This is a genomic window from Enterobacter cloacae complex sp. ECL411 (assembly GCF_021869665.1).
In the GTDB taxonomy this organism is placed as follows: Bacteria; Pseudomonadota; Gammaproteobacteria; order Enterobacterales; family Enterobacteriaceae; genus Enterobacter; species Enterobacter intestinihominis.
Window position 1 is genome coordinate 3,730,167 of the sequence record NZ_CP091486.1, and the last position, 19,693, is coordinate 3,749,859.

Annotated in this window: 19 protein-coding genes and 3 tRNA genes; 10 read left to right on the top strand and 12 right to left on the bottom strand. The window is 55.3% G+C overall.

The window, feature by feature from the left end; all coding sequences use genetic code 11:
• The 6 genes from L3069_RS17855 to syd form a co-directional block, all read right to left on the bottom strand.
• Nucleotides 1–1,341: an enolase C-terminal domain-like protein gene (locus L3069_RS17855; protein WP_038417072.1), complete on the bottom strand. Its 1,341-nt coding sequence runs from the start codon at nt 1,339–1,341 to the stop codon at nt 1–3.
• Entirely contained in the window at nt 1,341–2,696 is a 1,356-nt protein-coding gene (gene gudP / locus L3069_RS17860; RefSeq protein WP_003862734.1) for a galactarate/glucarate/glycerate transporter GudP, read from the bottom strand. Before gudP ends, L3069_RS17855 begins: the two co-directional genes overlap by 1 nt.
• A gap of 308 nt (nt 2,697–3,004) precedes the next feature.
• A complete protein-coding gene (locus tag L3069_RS17865) occupies nt 3,005–3,454 on the bottom strand; it encodes a flavodoxin (protein ID WP_022649212.1) in 450 nt (149 codons plus the stop codon).
• Nucleotides 3,455–3,469: 15 nt separating this feature from the next.
• Nucleotides 3,470–4,255: a tRNA pseudouridine(65) synthase TruC gene (truC, locus tag L3069_RS17870; RefSeq protein WP_023298500.1), complete on the bottom strand. Its 786-nt coding sequence runs from the start codon at nt 4,253–4,255 to the stop codon at nt 3,470–3,472.
• The gene (locus L3069_RS17875; protein WP_022649214.1) at nt 4,252–4,581 is read right to left on the bottom strand and encodes a YqcC family protein; all 330 of its coding nucleotides are present in this window, start codon (nt 4,579–4,581) and stop codon (nt 4,252–4,254) included. The genes truC and L3069_RS17875 overlap by 4 nt, the downstream gene beginning before the upstream one ends.
• A gap of 632 nt (nt 4,582–5,213) precedes the next feature.
• Complete coding sequence (syd, locus tag L3069_RS17880) at nt 5,214–5,759, bottom strand: SecY-interacting protein (protein ID WP_022649215.1); 546 nt, start codon at nt 5,757–5,759, stop codon at nt 5,214–5,216.
• Between the two features lie 69 nt (nt 5,760–5,828).
• Between syd and queF the strand changes: the two genes are divergently transcribed.
• From queF to xni, 5 genes are all read left to right on the top strand, one after another.
• The gene (gene queF, locus L3069_RS17885; RefSeq protein WP_023298501.1) at nt 5,829–6,671 is read left to right on the top strand and encodes an NADPH-dependent 7-cyano-7-deazaguanine reductase QueF; all 843 of its coding nucleotides are present in this window, start codon (nt 5,829–5,831) and stop codon (nt 6,669–6,671) included.
• 116 nt (nt 6,672–6,787) lie between these two features.
• On the top strand, nt 6,788–8,152 hold the full coding sequence (ppnN, locus tag L3069_RS17890) for a nucleotide 5'-monophosphate nucleosidase PpnN (protein ID WP_023298502.1): 1,365 nt from the start codon (nt 6,788–6,790) through the stop codon (nt 8,150–8,152).
• Between the two features lie 504 nt (nt 8,153–8,656).
• A complete protein-coding gene (locus tag L3069_RS17895) occupies nt 8,657–9,946 on the top strand; it encodes an HAAAP family serine/threonine permease (RefSeq protein WP_038416614.1) in 1,290 nt (429 codons plus the stop codon).
• A 62-nt stretch (nt 9,947–10,008) separates the two neighbouring features.
• Nucleotides 10,009–11,376 carry an L-serine ammonia-lyase gene (locus L3069_RS17900; RefSeq protein ID WP_022649219.1) on the top strand — a complete coding sequence of 456 codons (1,368 nt, stop codon included), beginning with the start codon at nt 10,009–10,011 and terminating at the stop codon, nt 11,374–11,376.
• A 112-nt stretch (nt 11,377–11,488) separates the two neighbouring features.
• Nucleotides 11,489–12,244 carry a flap endonuclease Xni gene (xni, locus tag L3069_RS17905; protein WP_023298503.1) on the top strand — a complete coding sequence of 252 codons (756 nt, stop codon included), beginning with the start codon at nt 11,489–11,491 and terminating at the stop codon, nt 12,242–12,244.
• Between the two features lie 57 nt (nt 12,245–12,301).
• Here xni and rlmM read toward each other — a convergent pair whose 3' ends face one another.
• The 4 genes from rlmM to L3069_RS17925 form a co-directional block, all read right to left on the bottom strand.
• The gene (gene rlmM, locus L3069_RS17910) at nt 12,302–13,402 is read right to left on the bottom strand and encodes a 23S rRNA (cytidine(2498)-2'-O)-methyltransferase RlmM (RefSeq protein WP_022649221.1); all 1,101 of its coding nucleotides are present in this window, start codon (nt 13,400–13,402) and stop codon (nt 12,302–12,304) included.
• Nucleotides 13,395–13,790 (bottom strand): DUF423 domain-containing protein, encoded by a 396-nt coding sequence (locus L3069_RS17915; protein WP_003862756.1) that lies wholly within the window; start codon nt 13,788–13,790, stop codon nt 13,395–13,397. The genes rlmM and L3069_RS17915 overlap by 8 nt, the downstream gene beginning before the upstream one ends.
• Nucleotides 13,791–13,829: 39 nt before the next feature.
• Nucleotides 13,830–14,747, bottom strand: coding sequence for a glycine cleavage system transcriptional regulator GcvA (gene gcvA, locus L3069_RS17920; RefSeq protein ID WP_022649222.1), 918 nt, complete (start codon nt 14,745–14,747; stop codon nt 13,830–13,832).
• Nucleotides 14,748–15,097: 350 nt separating this feature from the next.
• A complete protein-coding gene (locus L3069_RS17925) occupies nt 15,098–15,325 on the bottom strand; it encodes a YgdI/YgdR family lipoprotein (RefSeq protein WP_015571738.1) in 228 nt (75 codons plus the stop codon).
• A gap of 192 nt (nt 15,326–15,517) precedes the next feature.
• On the opposite strand from L3069_RS17925, the gene csdA reads away from it, so the two are divergent.
• Together csdA and csdE are read left to right on the top strand one after the other, a co-directional pair.
• Nucleotides 15,518–16,723 (top strand): cysteine desulfurase CsdA, encoded by a 1,206-nt coding sequence (csdA, locus tag L3069_RS17930; protein ID WP_038416615.1) that lies wholly within the window; start codon nt 15,518–15,520, stop codon nt 16,721–16,723.
• Entirely contained in the window at nt 16,723–17,169 is a 447-nt protein-coding gene (gene csdE, locus L3069_RS17935; RefSeq protein WP_023298505.1) for a cysteine desulfurase sulfur acceptor subunit CsdE, read from the top strand. Before csdA ends, csdE begins: the two co-directional genes overlap by 1 nt.
• Here csdE and tcdA read toward each other — a convergent pair.
• Both tcdA and mltA read right to left on the bottom strand, forming a co-directional pair.
• Complete coding sequence (tcdA, locus tag L3069_RS17940) at nt 17,160–17,966, bottom strand: tRNA cyclic N6-threonylcarbamoyladenosine(37) synthase TcdA (RefSeq protein WP_006811804.1); 807 nt, start codon at nt 17,964–17,966, stop codon at nt 17,160–17,162. The genes csdE and tcdA overlap by 10 nt on opposite strands.
• Before the next feature lie 75 nt (nt 17,967–18,041).
• Nucleotides 18,042–19,139, bottom strand: a complete 1,098-nt coding sequence (mltA, locus tag L3069_RS17945; protein ID WP_022649225.1) for a murein transglycosylase A — start codon at nt 19,137–19,139, stop codon at nt 18,042–18,044.
• A 208-nt stretch (nt 19,140–19,347) separates the two neighbouring features.
• On the opposite strand from mltA, the gene L3069_RS17950 reads away from it, so the two are divergent.
• The 3 genes from L3069_RS17950 (at nt 19,348) to L3069_RS17960 (ending at nt 19,666) form a co-directional block, all read left to right on the top strand.
• Nucleotides 19,348–19,424: transfer RNA gene (locus L3069_RS17950), tRNA-Met, on the top strand.
• Nucleotides 19,425–19,468: 44 nt separating this feature from the next.
• Nucleotides 19,469–19,545 (top strand) — tRNA-Met (locus L3069_RS17955).
• Between the two features lie 44 nt (nt 19,546–19,589).
• Nucleotides 19,590–19,666 (top strand) — tRNA-Met (locus L3069_RS17960).
• Nucleotides 19,667–19,693 lie beyond the last annotated feature (27 nt).

Below are 19,693 nucleotides of genomic sequence, written 5' to 3' on the forward strand. Positions count from 1 at the left end.
TCAGTGACGTCCAAATACAGGGCGCTTACGGTCAAATGTCCAGCCGGGGATAAGGTACTGCATCGGGCCTGCGTCGTTGCGCGCGCCGCCCGGCAGTTTTTTATACGCTTCATGCGCCTTGTGGATCTGATCCCAGTCAAGCTCCACGCCCAGCCCCGGCGTATCCGGTACGGCAATGGTGCCGTTTTTGATTTCAAGTGGATTTTTGGTCAGGCGCGCTTCGCCTTCCTGCCAGATCCAGTGCGTATCGATGGCGGTCGGGTTACCCGGCGCCGCCGCGCCAACGTGGGTAAACATCGCCAGCGAAATGTCGAAATGGTTATTGGAGTGGCAGCCCCAGGTGAGCCCCCAGTCATCGCACAGCTGCGCCACGCGCACCGCGCCGGAAAGGGTCCAGAAGTGCGGATCAGCCAGCGGTATGTCCACCGCATTCAGCATCACCGCGTGGCCCATTTCGCGCCAGTTAGTGGCGATCATGTTGGTCGCAACCGGCAGCCCGGTAGCGCGGCGGAATTCGGCCATCACCTCGCGGCCAGAAAAGCCCTGCTCGGCGCCGCACGGATCTTCCGCGTAGGTCAGCACGTCGCCCAGTCCTTTGCACAGCGCGATAGCTTCATCCAGCCGCCAGGCGCCGTTCGGATCGACGGTGATGCGTGCCTCCGGGAAGCGTTTTTTCAACGCGCGCACGCTGTCAATCTCCTGTTCGCCCGGCAGAACGCCGCCTTTCAGCTTGAAGTCTTTAAAGCCGTAGCGATCCTGCGCCGCCTCTGCCAGGCGTACCACCGCCTCGCCAGAGAGCGCTTCCTGATGACGCAGGTGATACCACGCGTGGCTGCCCGGCGAGCGCTCCAGATACGGCAGATCGGTTTTCGTCCGGTCGCCAACGTAGAACAGATAGCCCAGCACCGTTACTGCATCACGCTGTTTGCCTGGCCCCAGCAGTTCGCAGACCGGCACGTTCAGCGCCTTGCCCAGTAAATCAAGGAGAGCCGCCTCCAGCGCCGCCACCGCGTTAACGCGCAGTTCAAACGTCCAGGCGCCTTTGCCGAAGGTATCAAAATCAGCCGACTGGTTGCCCTTATGCACCTGCTGAACCACCTTGTTCAGGCGGGCGACCTCCTGCCCAACCACCTGCGGGATGGCGTCGACCAGCGTCTGGTAAATCACCTCTCCGCCAGGCGCTTCCCCGACGCCGGTATTCCCTGCGCTGTCGGTCAGCACCACGATGTTGCGGGTGAACCAGGCGTTATGCGCGCCGCCAATGTTGAGCAGCATGCTGTCCTGACCCGCCACCGGGATGACTTTCATCTCCGTCACGATCGGGCTTGATTGCGTTGTCATCATCCGCGCTCCCCAACAGGTTTCAGTTCGATTCGTTTGATGTCCCCCACCAGCACCAGGTAACTGAGTACCGCCACCAGCGCATGGACGCCTACATAAATCAGCGCACCATTGAAGGAGCCGGTGGTGCCGACGATGTAACCGATAGCGATTGGGGTGACAATGCCGGAAATGTTGCCAAACATGTTGAACAGACCGCCGCTCAGGCCGCTGATCTCTTTCGGCGCGGTATCTGCCATCACCGCCCAGCCCAGCGCGCCGATGCCTTTACCGAAGAAGGCCATCGCCATAAAGCCGATAATCATCCACTCCGCGCTGACGTAGTTACAGAACACCATGGTCATGGAGAGCAGCATGCCGAGCACGATTGGCGTTTTACGCGCAATATTCAGCGAACCGGTGCGACGCATCAGCCAGTCGGAGATGACCCCGCCGAGCACCCCGCCCACGAAGCCGCAGATGGCTGGCACAGAGGCGACAAAACCCGCCTTCAGAATCGACATCCCGCGCGCCTGCACCAGGTAAACCGGGAACCAGGTGATGAAGAAGTAGGTTAAGGCGTTAATGCAGTACTGGCCGAGATAGATACCGATCATCATCCGTGAGCCGACGAGCTGTTTGATCTGCCCCCATTTCTGGCTGAACGGGACTTTTGCTTTCTGGGTTTTCTGATCCATGTTGATCAGCGCCCCGCCTTCAGCAATGTAGTCCAGCTCTTTCTTGTTCACGCCCGGGTGCTGGTTTGGTTCGTGGATCACTTTCAGCCAGATAAAGCTGATGACGATCCCCAGCCCGCCCATGAAGAAGAAGACGTGCGACCAGCCCACTTCGTGCGTCAGCCAGCCCATAATTGGCGCGAAAATAACCGTCGCAAAGTATTGCGCCGAGTTAAAGATTGCTACCGCCGTTCCCCTCTCCTGCGCCGGGAACCAGGCGGCCACAATGCGGCTGTTGCCCGGGAAAGATGGCGCTTCCGCTAAACCCACCAGGAAGCGGAGGGTAAAGAGCGCAATGATAATGCCGAAGCCGCTGAAGATATCCACGAAGCCCTGTAACAGGGTAAACATCGACCAGATGAAAATGGACCAGAAATAGACCCGTTTTGAGCCAAAGCGGTCCAGCAGCCAGCCGCCAGGGATTTGGCCGATTACGTAGGCCCATGAAAATGCGGAGAAAACATAACCCATACCCACCGGATCAAGTCCGATGTCCTTTGCCATCTCAGAGCCGGCAATGGATAACGTGGCACGGTCGCCGTAGTTGAAAGAGGTGACGATAAACAGCATCACCACTATCCAGTATCGGGCGTTGGTGCGCTTCTCAGCGCTGCTCGCCGCGTGGCTTAATGTACTCATTATTGCACTCCTGAAACATAGCTTTCGCCTGGTTCATTCTGTACAGCACCTGTAGGGTAATCAGAATGAGAGATTTGTGTTTGGTTTTGGTACGGCCCGAAGCCGTTTTATAGTGACGGGAAAAGTATATGAAGGAGTGACCGGTTCTCTCACCGTGCAGGAACACAACATTGACGGGCGTGGGGAACGTGGTTTGGGGCATAAGCCCAAAGTGGTGGAAGATACTTCACGGAATTGAGGATATGGTGCAGCTTCGTTGCCGGGTGGCGGCTACGCCCTACCCGGCCTACAGCTCGTATAGTACAGGGTTAGTTCAGGAGCGTGGCCCAATGTTCAACCCAGGGATTTGACTCGCTTTCCGGTTCGGGGTGCTCGCCAGCATCAATCAGTAACATCTCGCCGACCCGCTGAGCGTGCTGTTCCTGCAACAGCGCGTCGAACTGCTTACCGCCGCCGCAGAAATTGGCGTAAGAGCTATCGCCGAGGGCGATGATGCCATAGTGAACATCTGGCTGATAGCCAAGCTGGTCTTTAATGCCCTGGAAAAGCGGGACGATGCTGTCCGGGAGATCGCCCTGCCCGGTGGTGGAGGTCACCACCAGAATGTATTTATCTTTATACTTTTCCCAGTCCGCCAGCTCCGGGTCTTCATAGACCGTTGCTTTATGGCCCTGATTGACGAGGATTGCTTCTGCTTCCTCCGCAACCAGCAGCGAGTTGCCGTACATCGTGCCGACAAAAATACCTACTTCAGCCATGCTTTGCTCCCGTCATTATTGCGCTTGCTGTTCATCCTGAACGTTGCCTGCGGCAAACTCAACCCTTTCATTTTCGGGGAGTTGTCCCAGCCAGCCAAACTGTGACAGCGCCTGCATCCAGACCTCGTCCAGCCCCGCGCGAATAGTCAGCGGTTCGCCGGTAAACGGGTGCGTCAGGCTTAGCTCGCTGGCGTGCAGCATCAGTCGGTTACAGCCAAAGTGCTCTGCCGCGCTGCGGTTCTGCCGCAGATCGCCGTGCTTGCTGTCGCCGATAATTGGGTGGCGCAGATGTGCAAGGTGGCGGCGAAGCTGGTGCTTGCGCCCGGTTTTGGGCAAAAGCTCAACCAGACTGTATCGCGTAGTGGGAAATTTGCTGGTCGCCACCGGCAGTTCTGTGGTCGCCATACCGCGATAGTCGGTCACCGCAGGCTGCGGACCTTTATCTTCGCGGGCAAATTTATCGGCGATTTTATCCAGTTCCTCCACCAGCGGATAATCCAGCGTGGCGGAATCCGTCAGCCAGCCGCGCACAATGGCGTGGTAGCGCTTCTGGATCTGGTGCTGTTCAAACTGCTGCGACAGCAGGCGCCCGGCCTCACTGGAAAGCCCCATCAGCAGAACGCCAGAGGTTGGCCGATCCAGACGGTGGGCAGTAAAGACGTGCTGACCGATTTGGTCGCGCACGGTTTGCATAACAACCACTTTCTCATCGCGATCGAGCCAGCTTCGGTGTACCAGCCAGCCGGACGGTTTATTCACCGCCACCAGCCACTCATCCTGATACAGGATCTCAAGCGTCATGCATCGTCACCGGCGAAAAGCGTATCCAGCTTTTCCAGCTCAACCAACATAACGTCGCGCGCCGGGTGGGTCGCCTCCAGCGCCATTTCGTAATAGGGAGAGACGGCAAACGCCTGGGGCAACGCGTGTCCCCCTTCCAGCAGCGCGTGCATGCGCGGAATTAATACCCACTGGAGCCATTCGAATGGAGACAGCGTATCCAGACAAAACGGCTGGGTGCTGGCGAACGCGTCTGGCTGCGGCGCACTTTCCTGCCACAGCTGATGCTGGCGCATAAGGGCTTCGATGGCGTGCAACTGCGCACGAACGCTATCGTGATGCGTCATAGTAACCTCAACTGAAAAACGGAATGGCGCGAAGCATAGCATTGCGGAAGACAGAAATAAAAAAAGGGAGCACTGTAAAAACAGTGCTCCCGGTTCGTTTCGCAGCATTCCAGCTACAATACGTGCTCCCTGCTCATCCGTGACAACTTTTCCTGATGCCCGAAGGCCTGGTCATCCCTTTACCTTTTGCTTCCTGCTCACATCATCCTGACGTGTAGGTTTCGTCCTGAAACGTCCTGGCCATCCTGACCCACCGACCATCCTGACCGGCTCACGTTCTCCTTCCTGGAGGTGTCCCTTACGCATCCTGCGTGATCCACTTTGCTTCATCCTGAAGCCTTCCTGCGGCGTCGTCCTGACGTGTTCCTGGTGAGAAACGCCATCATCCTGATGTTCGTTTCTCGCGTCGGCATCCTGTCGACACAGATAGAATCCGCTATTCTGCCTCGTCTTACAACCCACCCTGTGAGCAAGGTAAGCCTGGCGAAACGGGGATAATCGTTTCAGGAAATCGCTAACCTGTTGAAAGGGAAACTAATATTAATCTGAAATCTCTAAGACAATGCTAATTGTTTCGGCGATGTCTCACAGTGCGTGTAAGAGATCTCTCACACGTCCAGTAGCATCATGGATTACAGAAGCGGCTCAAGTCGGGTAAGAAAATCCGCAAGAGAAGGCGCGAGAACGTCGCGATTGCGGGTGCCGAGCGTCTCTTTAATGACCTCGCCAGACAGGTTGCAGACTGAAATGACGTCCAGTTCACTGTCGAGCGTCGCAATAAAGAGAGTCGGGGAGAGCTTAAGGCGTTTTTGCGTGACCAGGTGACCAATGAGGTTTTCCTGAACGCGTTGAAGATCGTCTTCGCTCCAGGTTTGCAGCAGCGTCAGCGGCTGTCCTGCAAAACATGCAGTCATATCCCCGGCAAACTGCGTGGTATAAATTGCATGAAGCGCAGGTTGTATCACAATGTCCATTGCGCGTTCAACCGCATTTACATTCTGCTCGCCCGTGAACGGTTTCGGTTGCCAGATAACGTAATCATCCTGCGAAGCGATAATGCACGGTGACGGCACGCCATATAAGTCAGTACTTTGCGGCCACGTCCCCCGCTTTTCATGCCAGGCATCGCAATAGCGGGTCGTGAAGGACGTCAGGGCATTTGCAGTTTCGATATCCACCGATTTCTCTCTTCTTGTAAGACAGGATAAACTCAGCCCCTAAGTGTACCTGTAAAGTGGCTATGAAACATGTCTTACGAAAATCATCAGGCGTTAACGGGCTTAACGCTGGGTAAATCGACCGATTACCGCGACACCTACGACGCAAGCCTGCTTCAGGGTGTGCCGCGCAGTCTGAACCGCGATCCGCTTGGCCTTCATGCCGACGCGCTGCCGTTCGTCGGCGGCGACATCTGGACGCTGTACGAACTCTCCTGGCTGAATGCGCGCGGTCTGCCGCAGGTGGCCGTGGGCCATGTCGAGCTGGATTACGCCAGCGTAAACCTGGTCGAATCCAAGAGCTTTAAGCTCTATCTCAACAGCTTTAACCAGACCAAATTTAACAGCTGGGACGAGGTACAACAGACGCTTGAACGTGATTTAAGCGCGTGCGCGCAGGGGAACGTAACCGTCTCGTTATACCGTCTGCATGAGCTTGAAGGTCAGCCCATCGCCCATTTCCACGGCACCTGCATCGACGATCAGGACATTGATGTGGAGAGCTACGAATTTAGCACCGACTATCTGGAAAACGCGGCGGGCGGAAAAGTGGTCGACGAAACGCTGGTCAGCCATCTGCTGAAATCCAACTGCCTTATCACCCATCAGCCGGACTGGGGCTCGGTACAGATCCAGTATCGCGGCCCGCAGATTGACCGGGAAAAGTTGCTTCGTTACCTGGTGTCATTCCGTCATCACAACGAATTCCACGAGCAGTGCGTGGAACGCATCTTCAATGACATACAGCGTTTCTGCCAGCCCGAAAAGCTGAGCGTTTATGCCCGCTATACCCGTCGCGGCGGCCTGGACATTAACCCATGGCGCACCAATACCGATTTTGTGCCTGCCACCGGACGGCTGGTGCGCCAGTAAGATAAATATTTTCACAATATGCGGGCGGTATTCCGCCCGAAGTGTTGTGAAACGTCATAAGCCAGGGCTATTGTAATCAACAGGGAAAGACGATAATCGTCCCATAAGGAGCTCACTTGATTACACATATTAGCCCGCTTGGCTCTATGGATATGTTGTCGCAACTGGAAGTGGACATGCTTAAACGCACCGCCAGTAGCGACCTGTATCAACTGTTTCGTAACTGTTCACTTGCTGTACTGAACTCCGGAAGCCTGACCGACAACAGTAAAGAGCTGCTGTCCCGCTTCGAAAGTTTTGATATCAATGTGCTGCGCCGCGAGCGCGGGGTGAAGCTGGAAGTGATCAACCCGCCGGAAGAGGCGTTTGTCGATGGGCGTATTATTCGCTCACTTCAGGCCAACCTTTTTGCCGTGCTGCGCGACATCCTGTTTGTTAACGGACAGATCAGCAACGCCGGTCGTTTCCAGCATCTCGATCTGGAAAGCTCCGTTCATATCACCAACCTGGTTTTCTCCATTCTGCGTAACGCCCGCGCCCTGCACGTTGGCGAAGCGCCGAACATGGTCGTCTGCTGGGGTGGTCACTCCATTAACGAAACCGAATACCTGTACGCCCGCCGCGTGGGTAATCAGCTCGGCCTGCGCGAGCTGAACATCTGTACCGGCTGCGGTCCTGGCGCGATGGAAGCGCCGATGAAAGGCGCGGCAGTAGGACACGCGCAGCAACGCTATAAAGAAGGCCGTTTTATCGGCATGACCGAGCCGTCGATCATCGCCGCTGAGCCGCCTAACCCGCTGGTTAACGAACTGATTATTATGCCGGATATCGAAAAACGTCTTGAGGCGTTTGTCCGTATCGCGCACGGCATTATCATCTTCCCGGGCGGCGTAGGTACGGCGGAAGAACTGCTTTATCTGCTCGGGATCCTGATGAACCCGGCCAACAAAAATCAGGTTCTGCCGCTGATTCTGACCGGCCCGAAAGAGAGCGCCGACTACTTCCGCGTGCTGGACGAGTTTATCGTGCATACGCTGGGGGAAGACGCGCGCCGTCACTACCGCATTATTATTGACGATGCCGCAGAAGTGGCCCGTCAGATGAAAAAAGCGATGCCGCTGGTGAAAGAGAACCGTCGTGATACCGGGGATGCCTACAGCTTTAACTGGTCCATCCGTATCGCACCGGATCTCCAGATCCCCTTCGAGCCGTCGCATGAGAACATGGCGAACCTCAAACTCTATCCGGATCAGCCGGTGGAAGTACTGGCAGCTGACCTGCGTCGCGCCTTCTCTGGCATCGTGGCGGGGAACGTGAAGGAGGTGGGGATCCGCGCGATTGAGGAGTTCGGGCCGTATAAAATCCACGGTGACCCGGAGATGATGCGCCGCATGGATGACATGCTGCAGGGCTTTGTGGCTCAGCATCGCATGAAACTTCCGGGTTCTGCCTATATTCCCTGTTACGAAATCATCAAATAAAGCGTCCTTTCCCTCCTCTCAAGCCGGATTGTCATCCGGCTTTTTTATTAGTGATGTAATTCATAGCGATCTTCAATGTTATTAACAAATCTGGCGCCCGCGCAAACGATTACCTCGTTTTTGAAACCGTAAATAATCAGCCTTAATCGAAATTACCTGCCAGAAAATCCTAAAATCCTATTTCTTTACAGCGAAAGACACCTATCTCGCGGGTCAGCCTTTTCGAAAACATGTCGTTAATGGTAGCCTTCGCGCCCGTAAATCCTCTTTGATGTTTTTTTAACAGATAAATGGTCTAAATATGCCCACATCATAAGTGGATTATTGCATTTGGGATCGCGATCACTGATAGATTCATAACGAGAATGTATCTTTCCGCCCGCCAATAGTTACGGGCAAAAATTATTAAAAAACCGTCACTGAACGAATTTCATATTACCGTCAGGCACTTTTTCATCGGATTTGACTAAAAACCTGACAATTTGCTTCCTCCAGGAGATACAGATGGAAACCACTCAAACCAGCATCGTTGCTTCGATTGAATCCCGAAGCGGTTGGCGCAAAACGGATACCATGTGGATGCTTGGCCTGTACGGCACGGCAATCGGCGCTGGTGTACTGTTCCTTCCTATCAACGCAGGTGTCGGCGGTCTGATCCCGCTGATCATCATGGCCATCATCGCCTTTCCGATGACCTTCTTTGCACACCGCGGCCTGACCCGCTTCGTGCTGTCCGGTAAAAACCCGGGCGAAGACATTACTGAAGTCGTTGAAGAACACTTCGGCGTCGGCGCAGGTAAGCTGATTACCCTGCTCTACTTCTTCGCGATTTACCCGATTCTGCTGGTGTATAGCGTTGCTATCACCAACACCGTTGAAAGCTTCATGATGCACCAGCTGCAGATGACCCCGCCGCCGCGTGCGATCCTGTCCCTGATCCTGATCGTCGGTATGATGACCATCGTGCGCTTTGGCGAGCAGATGATTGTCAAAGCGATGAGCGTGCTGGTATTCCCGTTTGTTGCAGCCCTGATGGTGCTGGCGCTGTACCTGATCCCACAGTGGAACGGCGCTGCGCTGGAAACTCTGTCTCTGAGCAGCGCATCCGCAACCGGTAACGGCCTGCTACTGACCCTGTGGCTGGCGATCCCGGTAATGGTGTTCTCCTTCAACCACTCGCCAATCATCTCCTCCTTCGCGGTGGCGAAGCGTGAAGAGTACGGCAATGGTGCAGAGAAGAAGTGCTCCAGCATCCTGGCTCGCGCACACATCATGATGGTACTGACAGTTATGTTCTTCGTGTTCAGCTGCGTGCTGAGCCTTTCCCCGGCGGATCTGGCGGCGGCGAAAGAGCAGAACATCTCTATTCTGTCCTACCTGGCAAACCACTTTAACGCACCGCTGATTGCGTGGATGGCACCGATCATCGCGATTATCGCCATCACCAAATCCTTCCTGGGCCACTACCTGGGTGCACGTGAAGGCTTCAACGGTATGGTGATTAAATCTCTGCGCGGTAAAGGCAAGAGCATTGAAATCAACCGTCTGAACAAAATCACCGCGCTGTTCATGCTGGTGACCACCTGGGCGGTAGCCACCCTGAACCCAAGCATTCTGGGCATGATTGAAACCCTGGGCGGCCCGATTATCGCGATGATTCTGTTCCTGATGCCGATGTACGCGATTCAGAAAGTGCCAGCGATGCGTAAATACAGCGGCCATATCAGCAACGTGTTCGTTGTTGTGATGGGTCTGATTGCCATCTCCGCTATTTTCTACTCGCTGTTCAGCTAATACCTCCTGCGCCGTCTGCGGATGGCGCACTCCTCCCCTCTGACTGAAGCAATGGACGCATCATGATTAGCGTATTCGATATCTTCAAAATCGGTATTGGTCCTTCCAGCTCTCACACCGTCGGACCAATGAAAGCCGGTAAACAATTCACGGATGACTTGATTGCACGCGGCATTTTGCACGACATCACCCGCGTGGTTGTCGATGTATACGGTTCCCTTTCCCTGACCGGTAAAGGCCACCATACCGATATTGCCATTATCATGGGGCTGGCGGGTAACCTGCCGGATACCGTTGATATTGACTCCATTCCTGGCTTTATCCAGGACGTGAACACCCATGGTCGTTTGCTGCTGGCCAACGGCGAGCACGAAGTTGAATTTCCGGTTGACCACTGCATGAATTTCCATGCGGATAACCTGTCGCTGCACGAAAACGGCATGCGCATTACCGCGCTGGTCGGCGATAAAGCGGTTTACAGCCAGACGTATTACTCCATCGGCGGCGGGTTTATCGTCGACGAAGACCATTTTGGTCAAACCAACGGCTCCGCCGTTGAGGTGCCGTACCCGTACAAAAACGCGGCCGATTTACAGCGTCACTGCCAGGAGACAGGCCTTTCTCTCTCCGGCCTGATGATGAAAAACGAGCTGGCCCTGCACAGCAAAGAGGAGCTGGAACAGCACTTCGCAAACGTCTGGGAAGTGATGCGCAGCGGCATTGAGCGCGGGATCACCACCGAAGGCGTGCTGCCGGGGAAACTGCGTGTTCCACGTCGTGCGGCTGCGCTGCGTCGCATGCTGGTCAGCACCGACAAAACCACCACCGACCCGATGGCCGTTGTCGACTGGATCAACATGTTCGCGCTGGCGGTGAACGAAGAGAACGCCGCGGGTGGCCGCGTCGTCACCGCGCCAACCAACGGGGCGTGCGGCATTGTTCCGGCGGTCCTGGCGTATTACGACAAGTTTATCCGTGAAGTGAATGCAAACTCACTCGCGCGGTATATGCTGGTCGCCAGTGCGATTGGCTCACTGTACAAGATGAACGCCTCGATTTCCGGCGCGGAAGTGGGCTGTCAGGGTGAAGTGGGCGTAGCCTGCTCTATGGCGGCGGCGGGTCTGGCCGAATTGCTGGGCGCAAGTCCTGCGCAGGTTTGTATTGCGGCGGAAATCGGCATGGAACATAACCTGGGGCTGACCTGCGATCCGGTCGGCGGACAGGTCCAGGTGCCATGCATCGAGCGTAACGCCATCGCCTCTGTGAAAGCGGTGAACGCGGCCCGTATGGCGCTGCGCCGCACCAGCGAACCGCGCGTGTGTCTCGACAAGGTTATCGAAACCATGTACGAAACCGGTAAAGATATGAACGCCAAATACCGCGAAACCTCCCGCGGTGGCCTGGCGATGAAGATCGTTACCTGCGATTAAGCCTCTCAGGAAGCCTCGTTTTGCGAGGCTTCTTCCTGTTTTCCCCACCATTCATAGTTTCATGCTGCGCTCAGTGTTACCCTTCCCCCATTAGACAGAAGGGAGATTATCTGTGGCCATTCATTTGCTTATCGTCGATGCGCTTAACCTGATTCGCCGTATTCACGCGGTACAGGGCACCCCCTGCAAGGACACCTGTTTACACGCGCTGGAGCAGCTCATTCGCCATAGCGAACCCACCCACGCTGTTGCCGTATTCGACGATGAAGCACGCAATACCGGCTGGCGGCACCAGCGCCTGCCGGACTACAAAGCCGGGCGTGCGCCGATGCCGGACGATCTGCACGCCGAAATGCCCGTTATACGCGCGGCCTTTGAACAGCGCGGCGTTCCGTGCTGGGGCGCACACGGTAATGAGGCTGACGATTTAGCCGCAACGCTGGCGGTTAAAGTGGCAAGCGCCGGGCATCAGGCGACTATCGTTTCAACCGACAAAGGCTACTGCCAGCTGCTCTCTCCAACGGTCCGCATCCGCGACTACTTTCAAAAACGCTGGCTGGACGCACCATTTATTGCCAGCGAGTTTGGCGTATCGCCTGAGCAATTGCCGGATTACTGGGGGCTGGCGGGGATCAGCAGCTCCAGAGTGCCGGGTGTCGCCGGTATTGGACCCAAAAGTGCCGCACAGCTGCTGACGGAGTTTCAGAATCTGGAAGGGATTTACGCAAGGCTTGAGGAAGTGCCGGAAAAATGGCGCAAGAAGCTGGAGGCGAATAAAGAGATGGCGTTTATCTGCCGGGAAATCGCAACGCTACAGACGGATTTACAGCTGGACGGGAATTTACAGCAGTTAAGGTTAGAACGTTAAAACAACTACACGATTTTGTAGGCCCGGTAAGCGCAGCGCCACCGGGCGTTACAAACGTTATCGCTCGTCGCGACGCCCACCCACGGCCGCCCACCAGCGACGGATATGCACCGTCACTTCTTCACGGTCGTGATACAGCTGACGCGCCTGGATTTCCGCGTTAATCCCGTGTTCGTCCAGTTGCTGCTGAATATAAGCCAGGTTCTGCGACACCTCTTCGTAACGCTTTTTCATCGGCAGCTTGAGGTTGAAAATCGTCTCACGACACCAGCCGTTCACCAGCCAGGAGGCCATCAGCGCTGCGACTTTCGCCGGTTTTTCTACCATGTCGCACACCATCCAGGAGATGTTGTTACGGGTAGGACGGTAGCGGAAACCATCTTCACGCAGCCAGGTGACCTGCCCGGTGTCCATCAGGCTTTGCGCCATCGGGCCGTTATCCACAGACGAAACCCACATGTTGCGTTTCACCAGCTGATAGGTCCAGCCGCCCGGGCACGCGCCAAGATCGACGGCATACATGCCGTTTGCCAGACGTTCGTCCCACTCGTCCGCCGGGATAAAGACGTGGAACGCCTCTTCCAGCTTCAGGGTTGAACGGCTCGGCGCGTCTGACGGGAAGCGCAGACGCGGGATCCCCATAAAGAACGGCGAGTTATTGGTGGTATACGAGTAGCCGGTGTAGCAACATCCTGGCGCAATAAAGAAGATATGCACGACTGGACGCTTTGGCGTTTCGTAGTTTGTCAGCACTCCCGCATCACGCAGTGCCGCGCGGAGCGGCACGGTAAACTTACGGCAGAACTTCATCAGCTCTTTGCTTTCATTGGTGTCAGCCACTTCCACGCGCAAATCGCCGCCCTTCTCCACCACGCCCTGCAACAGGCCAACAATCGGCGTGATGCGATCTTCCGGCGGAAGATCTTTCAGTAATTCGCCCGCGACAAACATCTGACGGGCGAAAATCAGCGAGCTGAACGGCAGTTCGCGCGCCAGCTTGTCGGCATCATCAGGCTGATAGCATTCAAATACCACATAGCCCGCGTTCTCTTTGACGCGAGCGAATCCGAAGACTTCACGCTTCGCCGCTTTATCGGTGATTTCCGCGGCGCACTCTTTCTCAAACCCCGGGCGACAATATAAAACAACCTTATTCATGAACAACGCCCTTGCGTTTCAGACGGATAGCTCCGATAAACATTAAAACCCAACCCGCCAGGAAGCTGACGCCGCCGACAGGTGTAACAAACGCCCACAGGCGTAAATGCGACAGCGCCAGACAGTAGAGACTGCCGCTGAACAGTACGGTACCCAGCGCCAGAAAGACGCTGCTCCAGTAAAACCAGATGCTGATACGGCGCTGCATCGCCACCGCCAGCCCAAAAATTGCCAGCGTGTGGAACGCCTGATATTCAAGGCCGGTCTGGATCCAGCCCATCTCCACAACGCCCAAAGACTTGCTTAAGACATGCGCGCCAAACGCGCCCAGAGCTACAAAAATAAAGCCACTCACCGCGGCGAAAATCAGCATGAATCGGCTGGTCATGTTTAAGTCCTGAATTAATGCGTGCCCGGCACACAAACGTTATTGTTCATACCTGAAGCGGAATTTTTCTTGCTCGCTTGCCGCTTTCGCCAGTATCCACTGCCGGAAAGCGGCTATTTTACCCAGTTCTGCCTGACTGTCATGACAAACCAGATAAAATGCATTCTTGCTGACCAGTACATCGTTAAATGGGCAAACCAGACGGCCTGCCTCAATTTCGGACTGCGCCATGACGTTATTCGCTAATGCCACGCCCTGCCCGTGAATGGCAGCCTGTAACACCATCGCGCTGTGGCTAAAAATGGGCCCCTGCTGCACGTTTATATGATTAAGACCTAACTGGCGGGTATAAGTTTGCCAGTCGCGACGCGACGCATCGTGCAAAAGCGTGTGTTGCGCCAGATCGGCGGGCGTTTTGAGCGCTTTCTCCCCCGTCAGCAGCAGCGGTGAACAGACCGGCAGCAGATATTCTGCGTATAATTTTTCAACACGCAAGCCCGGCCAGTTACCGCGACCGTAAAAAATCGCCACATCCACATCGTCTGCAAGCTTGTCTTCCTGACGGTCCACCGCCTGGATTCGGACATCGATTCCCGGATAAGTTGAGTTAAAGCTTGAGAGTCGCGGCACCAGCCACTGAATGGCAAAACTGGGCAATAAACTCACAGTCAGGGCGCCTTTTGCGCTCCGTGCCTGAAGCTTACGGGTGGCTTCCGTCAGCTGGGAGAAAATCTCTTTAATATCCTGAAAATAGCTCTGCCCTTCTTCGGTCAACAGCAACGAACGGTTGCGGCGACGGAACAGCTTAAGCCCCAGAAAATCCTCCAGAGACTTGATTTGATGACTTACTGCGGCCTGTGTCACAAAAAGCTCATCGGCTGCGCGGGTGAAGCTGAGGTGGCGTGCTGCTGCATCAAAAACACGTAATGCATTTAGGGGTGGCAATCGCTTGGACATGGTTATCTGGCTTAGATGTTAACGAGATTTAACATATAGGAAACAACGTTTAACCTATTAGTTTTTTTTATCTGAGCCATTATAATTTGTCCGTTGAGGAACTACCAGCAAATACCTATAGTGGCGGCACTTCCTGAGCCGGAACGAAAAGCTTTTTTTGGAATGCGTGTTCTGAAGGGCTTTTGGCTTACGGTTGTGATGTTGTGTTGTTGTGTTTGCAATTGGTCTGCGATTCAGACCACGGTAGCAACGCTACCAATTTTTCACTTCCTGTACATTTACCCTGTCTGTCCATAGTGATTAATGTAGCACCGCCAACTTGCGGTGCTTTTTTTTCGCTTATCTAACTGTTAATGCTCGATTTCCTTCATCTCTTTCACGTCACTGCGATTGATCTGCTGTTTGTTCCCGTTAGCATCTTTGTATGAAATCATCCCGGTATCATTATCGGTTGTCGGTTTCCCTTCAGAGACGATAGATCGACCATCGTTGGTATGCATTACGTAGTTATTACCAGAACATGCGCTCAGGGCAAAGGTCAACGCACAGGCAGAAATGATTGCAGCTGTCTTTTTCATGATTATTCTCCTTTAGCAATTAATGCTATTCAAACCTCGATTTATAACAGGCTAAAACATCCGCCTAACACTATTTAGCATAACCTGCTTTTTCAGACTCGCCAGGATAAGCAGACAAATCTGATAGATATCAACTTCCTTGCCCTGCCGATGAATTTGCGCGACGATCGTAGAATCGATATGAGGAATTCCATGAACGCTTTCAGTCCTGCGCAGTTTCGCGCACAGTTTCCTGCGCTGGCCGATGCCGGCATTTATCTTGATAGCGCCGCCACGGCCCTTAAGCCGCAAGCGGTGATTGAGGCAACCCGCCAGTTTTACAGCCTGAGCGCCGGGAACGTGCACCGCAGCCAGTATGCCGACGCGCAGCGCTTAACGGCGCAATACGAAGCCGCACGGGATCAGGTCGCGCGCCTGATCAATGCTGACAGCGGTAAGAACATCGTCTGGACGCGGGGCACTACCGAGGCCATTAACATGGTGGCGCAATGTTACGCGCGTCCGCTGTTGCAGCCCGGGGATGAGATCATCGTCAGCGAGGCGGAACACCACGCCAACCTGGTGCCCTGGCTGATGGTGGCCGAACAAACCGGGGCACGGGTTGTAAAACTCCCGTTGGGTACAGACTTCCTGCCTGACGTGGCGCGTCTGCCTGAGCTGATTACGCCGCGCAGCCGTATTCTGGCGCTGGGGCAGATGTCCAACGTCACCGGCGGCTGTCCGGATCTGGCGCGCGCCATTGAGATTGCCCATGCCAGCGGCGTGGTAGTAATGGTCGACGGTGCGCAGGGTGTGGTGCATTTTCCGGCTAACGTTCAGGCGCTGGATATCGACTTCTATGCCTTCTCAGGGCATAAATTGTACGGGCCAACCGGTATCGGCGCGCTGTACGGCAAACCTGAACTGCTGGCCCGGATGACGCCGTGGCTCGGCGGCGGCAAGATGATTACCGAAGTCACCTTCGACGGTTTCAAAACGCAGGATGTGCCTTACCGCCTGGAAGCCGGTACGCCGAACGTGGCAGGGGTTATCGGTCTGAGCGCAGCGCTCGAATTTCTCGCAGATACGGACGTGGCTCAGGCTGAAAGCTGGAGCCGGGGCCTGGCGACGCTGGCAGAAGAAGAGCTTAAGAAACGCCCCGGGTTTCGCTCGTTCCGCGTCCAGGACTCCAGCCTACTCGCCTTTGATTTTGCGGGCGTACACCATAGCGACATGGTGACGCTGCTTGCCGGATACGGCATTGCCCTGCGCGCAGGACAGCACTGCGCCCAGCCGCTGCTGGCGGCCATGGGGGTGAGCGGTACCCTGCGCGCCTCGTTTGCACCGTACAACACAAAAAGTGACGTCGACGCGCTGGTTTCCGCCGTCGACCGCGCCCTGGAATTACTGGTGGATTAATGACAAGTTCAGCCTTAGCCGGGCATCCGTTCGGCACCGTTATCACTGAAGAGACGTTAAAACAGACCTTCGTCCCGCTCACGCAGTGGGAAGATAAATATCGTCAGTTGATCCTGCTGGGCAAACAGTTGCCCACGCTGTCAGACGAACTGAAATCGCAGGCGAAGGAGATAGCTGGCTGCGAGAACCGCGTCTGGCTTGGGTTTAGCATATCCGGTGAGAAACTGCATTTCTTCGGCGACAGCGAGGGACGCATTGTTCGCGGTCTGCTGGCGGTGCTGTTGACCGCAATCGAAGGGAAAAGCGCCGCAGAGCTGCTGGTGCATTCTCCGCTGGCGCTGTTTGATGAGCTGGGACTTCGCACGCAGCTTAGCGCCTCGCGCGGTCAGGGACTGATTGCGCTAAACGACGCGGTGCTGGATGCCGCCCGTCAGGCTCAGGCCTGACGTTCCGCCTTCGCCATCATCTTCTTCAGGGCGTGAGAGACCGCCACAAAGCCGAAGGAGGCGGTCACCATGGTGGCCGCTCCAAACCCTGAGGCACAATCCATCCGCTTTGGCCCTTCCGCCGTGCTTTTCATTGCACAGACCGAACCATCCGCCTGCGGATAAACCAGCGCTTCTGTCGAGAACACACAGTCCACGCCCAGCTTGCCTTTACTGTTCTTCACCACGTTGAAGTCGCTTTTTAAGCGCTCGCGCAGCTTAGCGGCCAGTGGATCCTGAATGGTTTTCGCCAGATCTGCCACCTGGATCTGCGTCGGATCAATTTGTCCACCCGCGCCGCCCGTTGTCACCAGCGGCACCTTGTAACGACGACAGTAAGCGATCAGCGCCGCTTTTGGCCGCACGCTGTCGATGGCGTCAATCACATAGCTGTAGCCTTTGCTCATGTACTCCGCGACGTTATCTGCCGTCACAAAGTCGTCAATCACCGTTACGCGGCACTCCGGGTTGATGAGACGAATACGCTCCGCCATCACCTCGGACTTCGCCAGACCGACGTTATCACGCAGGGCGTGGATCTGACGGTTAGTGTTAGTGACGCAGACGTCATCCATATCAATCAACGTAATTGCGCCAATGCCGGTTCTCGCCAGCGCTTCTGCCGCCCACGAACCCACGCCACCAATGCCCACCACGCAGACATGCGCATCCGCGAACAGTTGCAGGGCTTTTTCACCGTATAACCGTGCCGTGCCGCCGAAACGCTGGCGCCAGGCATCGCTGATTACCACAGACATAAAACCTCAGATATAAAAAGGGTGAGGTATTCCTCACCCTGAACCGTAATCCGTCTTGCGCTCAGAATACCACACTCAGCCGCTAAATACGTTCCCGGTACCCGGCGCTGTCTTCAGCACCCACACGCGCCCGTAGTGGTTATACCAGCCTGCACGGTGGCCGGCATCCGGGCCGATGCCCTGGTAAATATCGAAGTGCTGACCTTTAATCGCCCCGCCCACGTCCAGCGCCACCATCAGGCGTAATTCATACTTGCCGTTGAATTTGCCGTTGTTGTCGAGGAGAGGGACTTCCGCCAGCAGCGTAGTACCCGCCGGGATAATCGAACGATCCGATGCCACAGAAGCGCGGCCAATCAGCGGGACGGCGCTCGCCCCTTTCACCGGCGCAAAGTTCTGCGGTTTGAAGAAGACAAACGATGGATTCTGCTCAAGCAGCTCACGCACTTCCGCTTCGCTGTGTTTTTCGCCCCACTCGCGGATCGCCTGCATCGACATATCTTCTCGTTTCACTTCACCACGGTCGATGAGCACCTTACCGATGCTGCGATAGGCATGGCCGTTTTTCCCGGCATAGCTAAAGAAGTTCAGCGGCGAGCCGTCGCCAAAATCAATATAGCCGCTGCCCTGCACGTCCATGATGAAGTTATCCATCAGCGAGTTGCTGTAGGCCAGCACGTAATTTTCGCTAAGCGCACCGGCATAGATTTCAGCGCGGGACGGGAGACGACCGCGTTTTGGCGGCATGCGGTAAATCGGATACTGGAATTCGCCCTGACGCGTGTGTCGTGCCTGGACAACCGGGGTGTAGTAGCCGGTAAACTGAACGTTACCGTAGTTATCCGCCCCTTCCATCTGCCACGCGTCAATACCAAACTGGCGCATATTGCGCGTATCACCGCCAGCGCGCAGCCAGTCCTGCACTGCACTATAAACGTTGTTCTGTGAGCCATACAGGCGCGGCGACGCTTTGCGGATCTGGTACACCTGCTCGGAGAAATCCCCGGCATTGATTGGAGCACCCACGGCATCTGGCTGGTTAACTAAAGAGAAAGGCTGGGATAACTTCCCGTCTTTATACTGTTGACCGCGATCGGTCGGTTTGGAAGAGCAGGCCGCAAGAATCGCTACCATTGCGCCTGTCATCAGATACTTCACCCAACGTCCTTTCATTATATCTCGTCTTTTAGTTGCCCAATTCCGCGTGATGAAGATAACAAACCCACCGTGGTAATGAAATGCGATCGCCTTCCCTTTGGCAAATTCTGGACAAAAAATAGTCCAAAGTGGCTATTCCCGTTCATTTTGCATACAAAATAATGAATTATGCGAAAAAGGGGTTGCATCACAAACCTATCCGAGTATAGTGCGCTTCCACGGACGCGGGGTGGAGCAGCCTGGTAGCTCGTCGGGCTCATAACCCGAAGGTCGTCGGTTCAAATCCGGCCCCCGCAACCAATTAAAATTTGATGAAGTATCTTCTACGACTGTAGAAAGACGGACGCGGGGTGGAGCAGCCTGGTAGCTCGTCGGGCTCATAACCCGAAGGTCGTCGGTTCAAATCCGGCCCCCGCAACCAATCAAATTTGAAGAAGTAAGTTTCTACAAGTGTAGAAAGACGGACGCGGGGTGGAGCAGCCTGGTAGCTCGTCGGGCTCATAACCCGAAGGTCGTCGGTTCAAATCCGGCCCCCGCAACCAACACTTCTTAAAACAATAAACACCCTT

What these genes read in the sequence shown, in the direction of transcription:
- L3069_RS17855 (WP_038417072.1), bottom strand. Translation starts at nt 1,341, where the DNA reads ATGACAACGCAATCAAGCCCGATCGTGACGGAGATGAAAGTCATCCCG.
- gudP (WP_003862734.1), bottom strand. Translation starts at nt 2,696, where the DNA reads ATGAGTACATTAAGCCACGCGGCGAGCAGCGCTGAGAAGCGCACCAAC.
- L3069_RS17865 (WP_022649212.1), bottom strand. Translation starts at nt 3,454, where the DNA reads ATGGCTGAAGTAGGTATTTTTGTCGGCACGATGTACGGCAACTCGCTG.
- truC (WP_023298500.1), bottom strand. Translation starts at nt 4,255, where the DNA reads ATGACGCTTGAGATCCTGTATCAGGATGAGTGGCTGGTGGCGGTGAAT.
- L3069_RS17875 (WP_022649214.1), bottom strand. Translation starts at nt 4,581, where the DNA reads ATGACGCATCACGATAGCGTTCGTGCGCAGTTGCACGCCATCGAAGCC.
- queF (WP_023298501.1), top strand. Translation starts at nt 5,829, where the DNA reads ATGTCTTACGAAAATCATCAGGCGTTAACGGGCTTAACGCTGGGTAAA.
- L3069_RS17895 (WP_038416614.1), top strand. Translation starts at nt 8,657, where the DNA reads ATGGAAACCACTCAAACCAGCATCGTTGCTTCGATTGAATCCCGAAGC.
- L3069_RS17900 (WP_022649219.1), top strand. Translation starts at nt 10,009, where the DNA reads ATGATTAGCGTATTCGATATCTTCAAAATCGGTATTGGTCCTTCCAGC.
- rlmM (WP_022649221.1), bottom strand. Translation starts at nt 13,402, where the DNA reads ATGAATAAGGTTGTTTTATATTGTCGCCCGGGGTTTGAGAAAGAGTGC.
- L3069_RS17915 (WP_003862756.1), bottom strand. Translation starts at nt 13,790, where the DNA reads ATGACCAGCCGATTCATGCTGATTTTCGCCGCGGTGAGTGGCTTTATT.
- gcvA (WP_022649222.1), bottom strand. Translation starts at nt 14,747, where the DNA reads ATGTCCAAGCGATTGCCACCCCTAAATGCATTACGTGTTTTTGATGCA.
- L3069_RS17925 (WP_015571738.1), bottom strand. Translation starts at nt 15,325, where the DNA reads ATGAAAAAGACAGCTGCAATCATTTCTGCCTGTGCGTTGACCTTTGCC.
- csdA (WP_038416615.1), top strand. Translation starts at nt 15,518, where the DNA reads ATGAACGCTTTCAGTCCTGCGCAGTTTCGCGCACAGTTTCCTGCGCTG.
- csdE (WP_023298505.1), top strand. Translation starts at nt 16,723, where the DNA reads ATGACAAGTTCAGCCTTAGCCGGGCATCCGTTCGGCACCGTTATCACT.
- tcdA (WP_006811804.1), bottom strand. Translation starts at nt 17,966, where the DNA reads ATGTCTGTGGTAATCAGCGATGCCTGGCGCCAGCGTTTCGGCGGCACG.
- mltA (WP_022649225.1), bottom strand. Translation starts at nt 19,139, where the DNA reads ATGAAAGGACGTTGGGTGAAGTATCTGATGACAGGCGCAATGGTAGCG.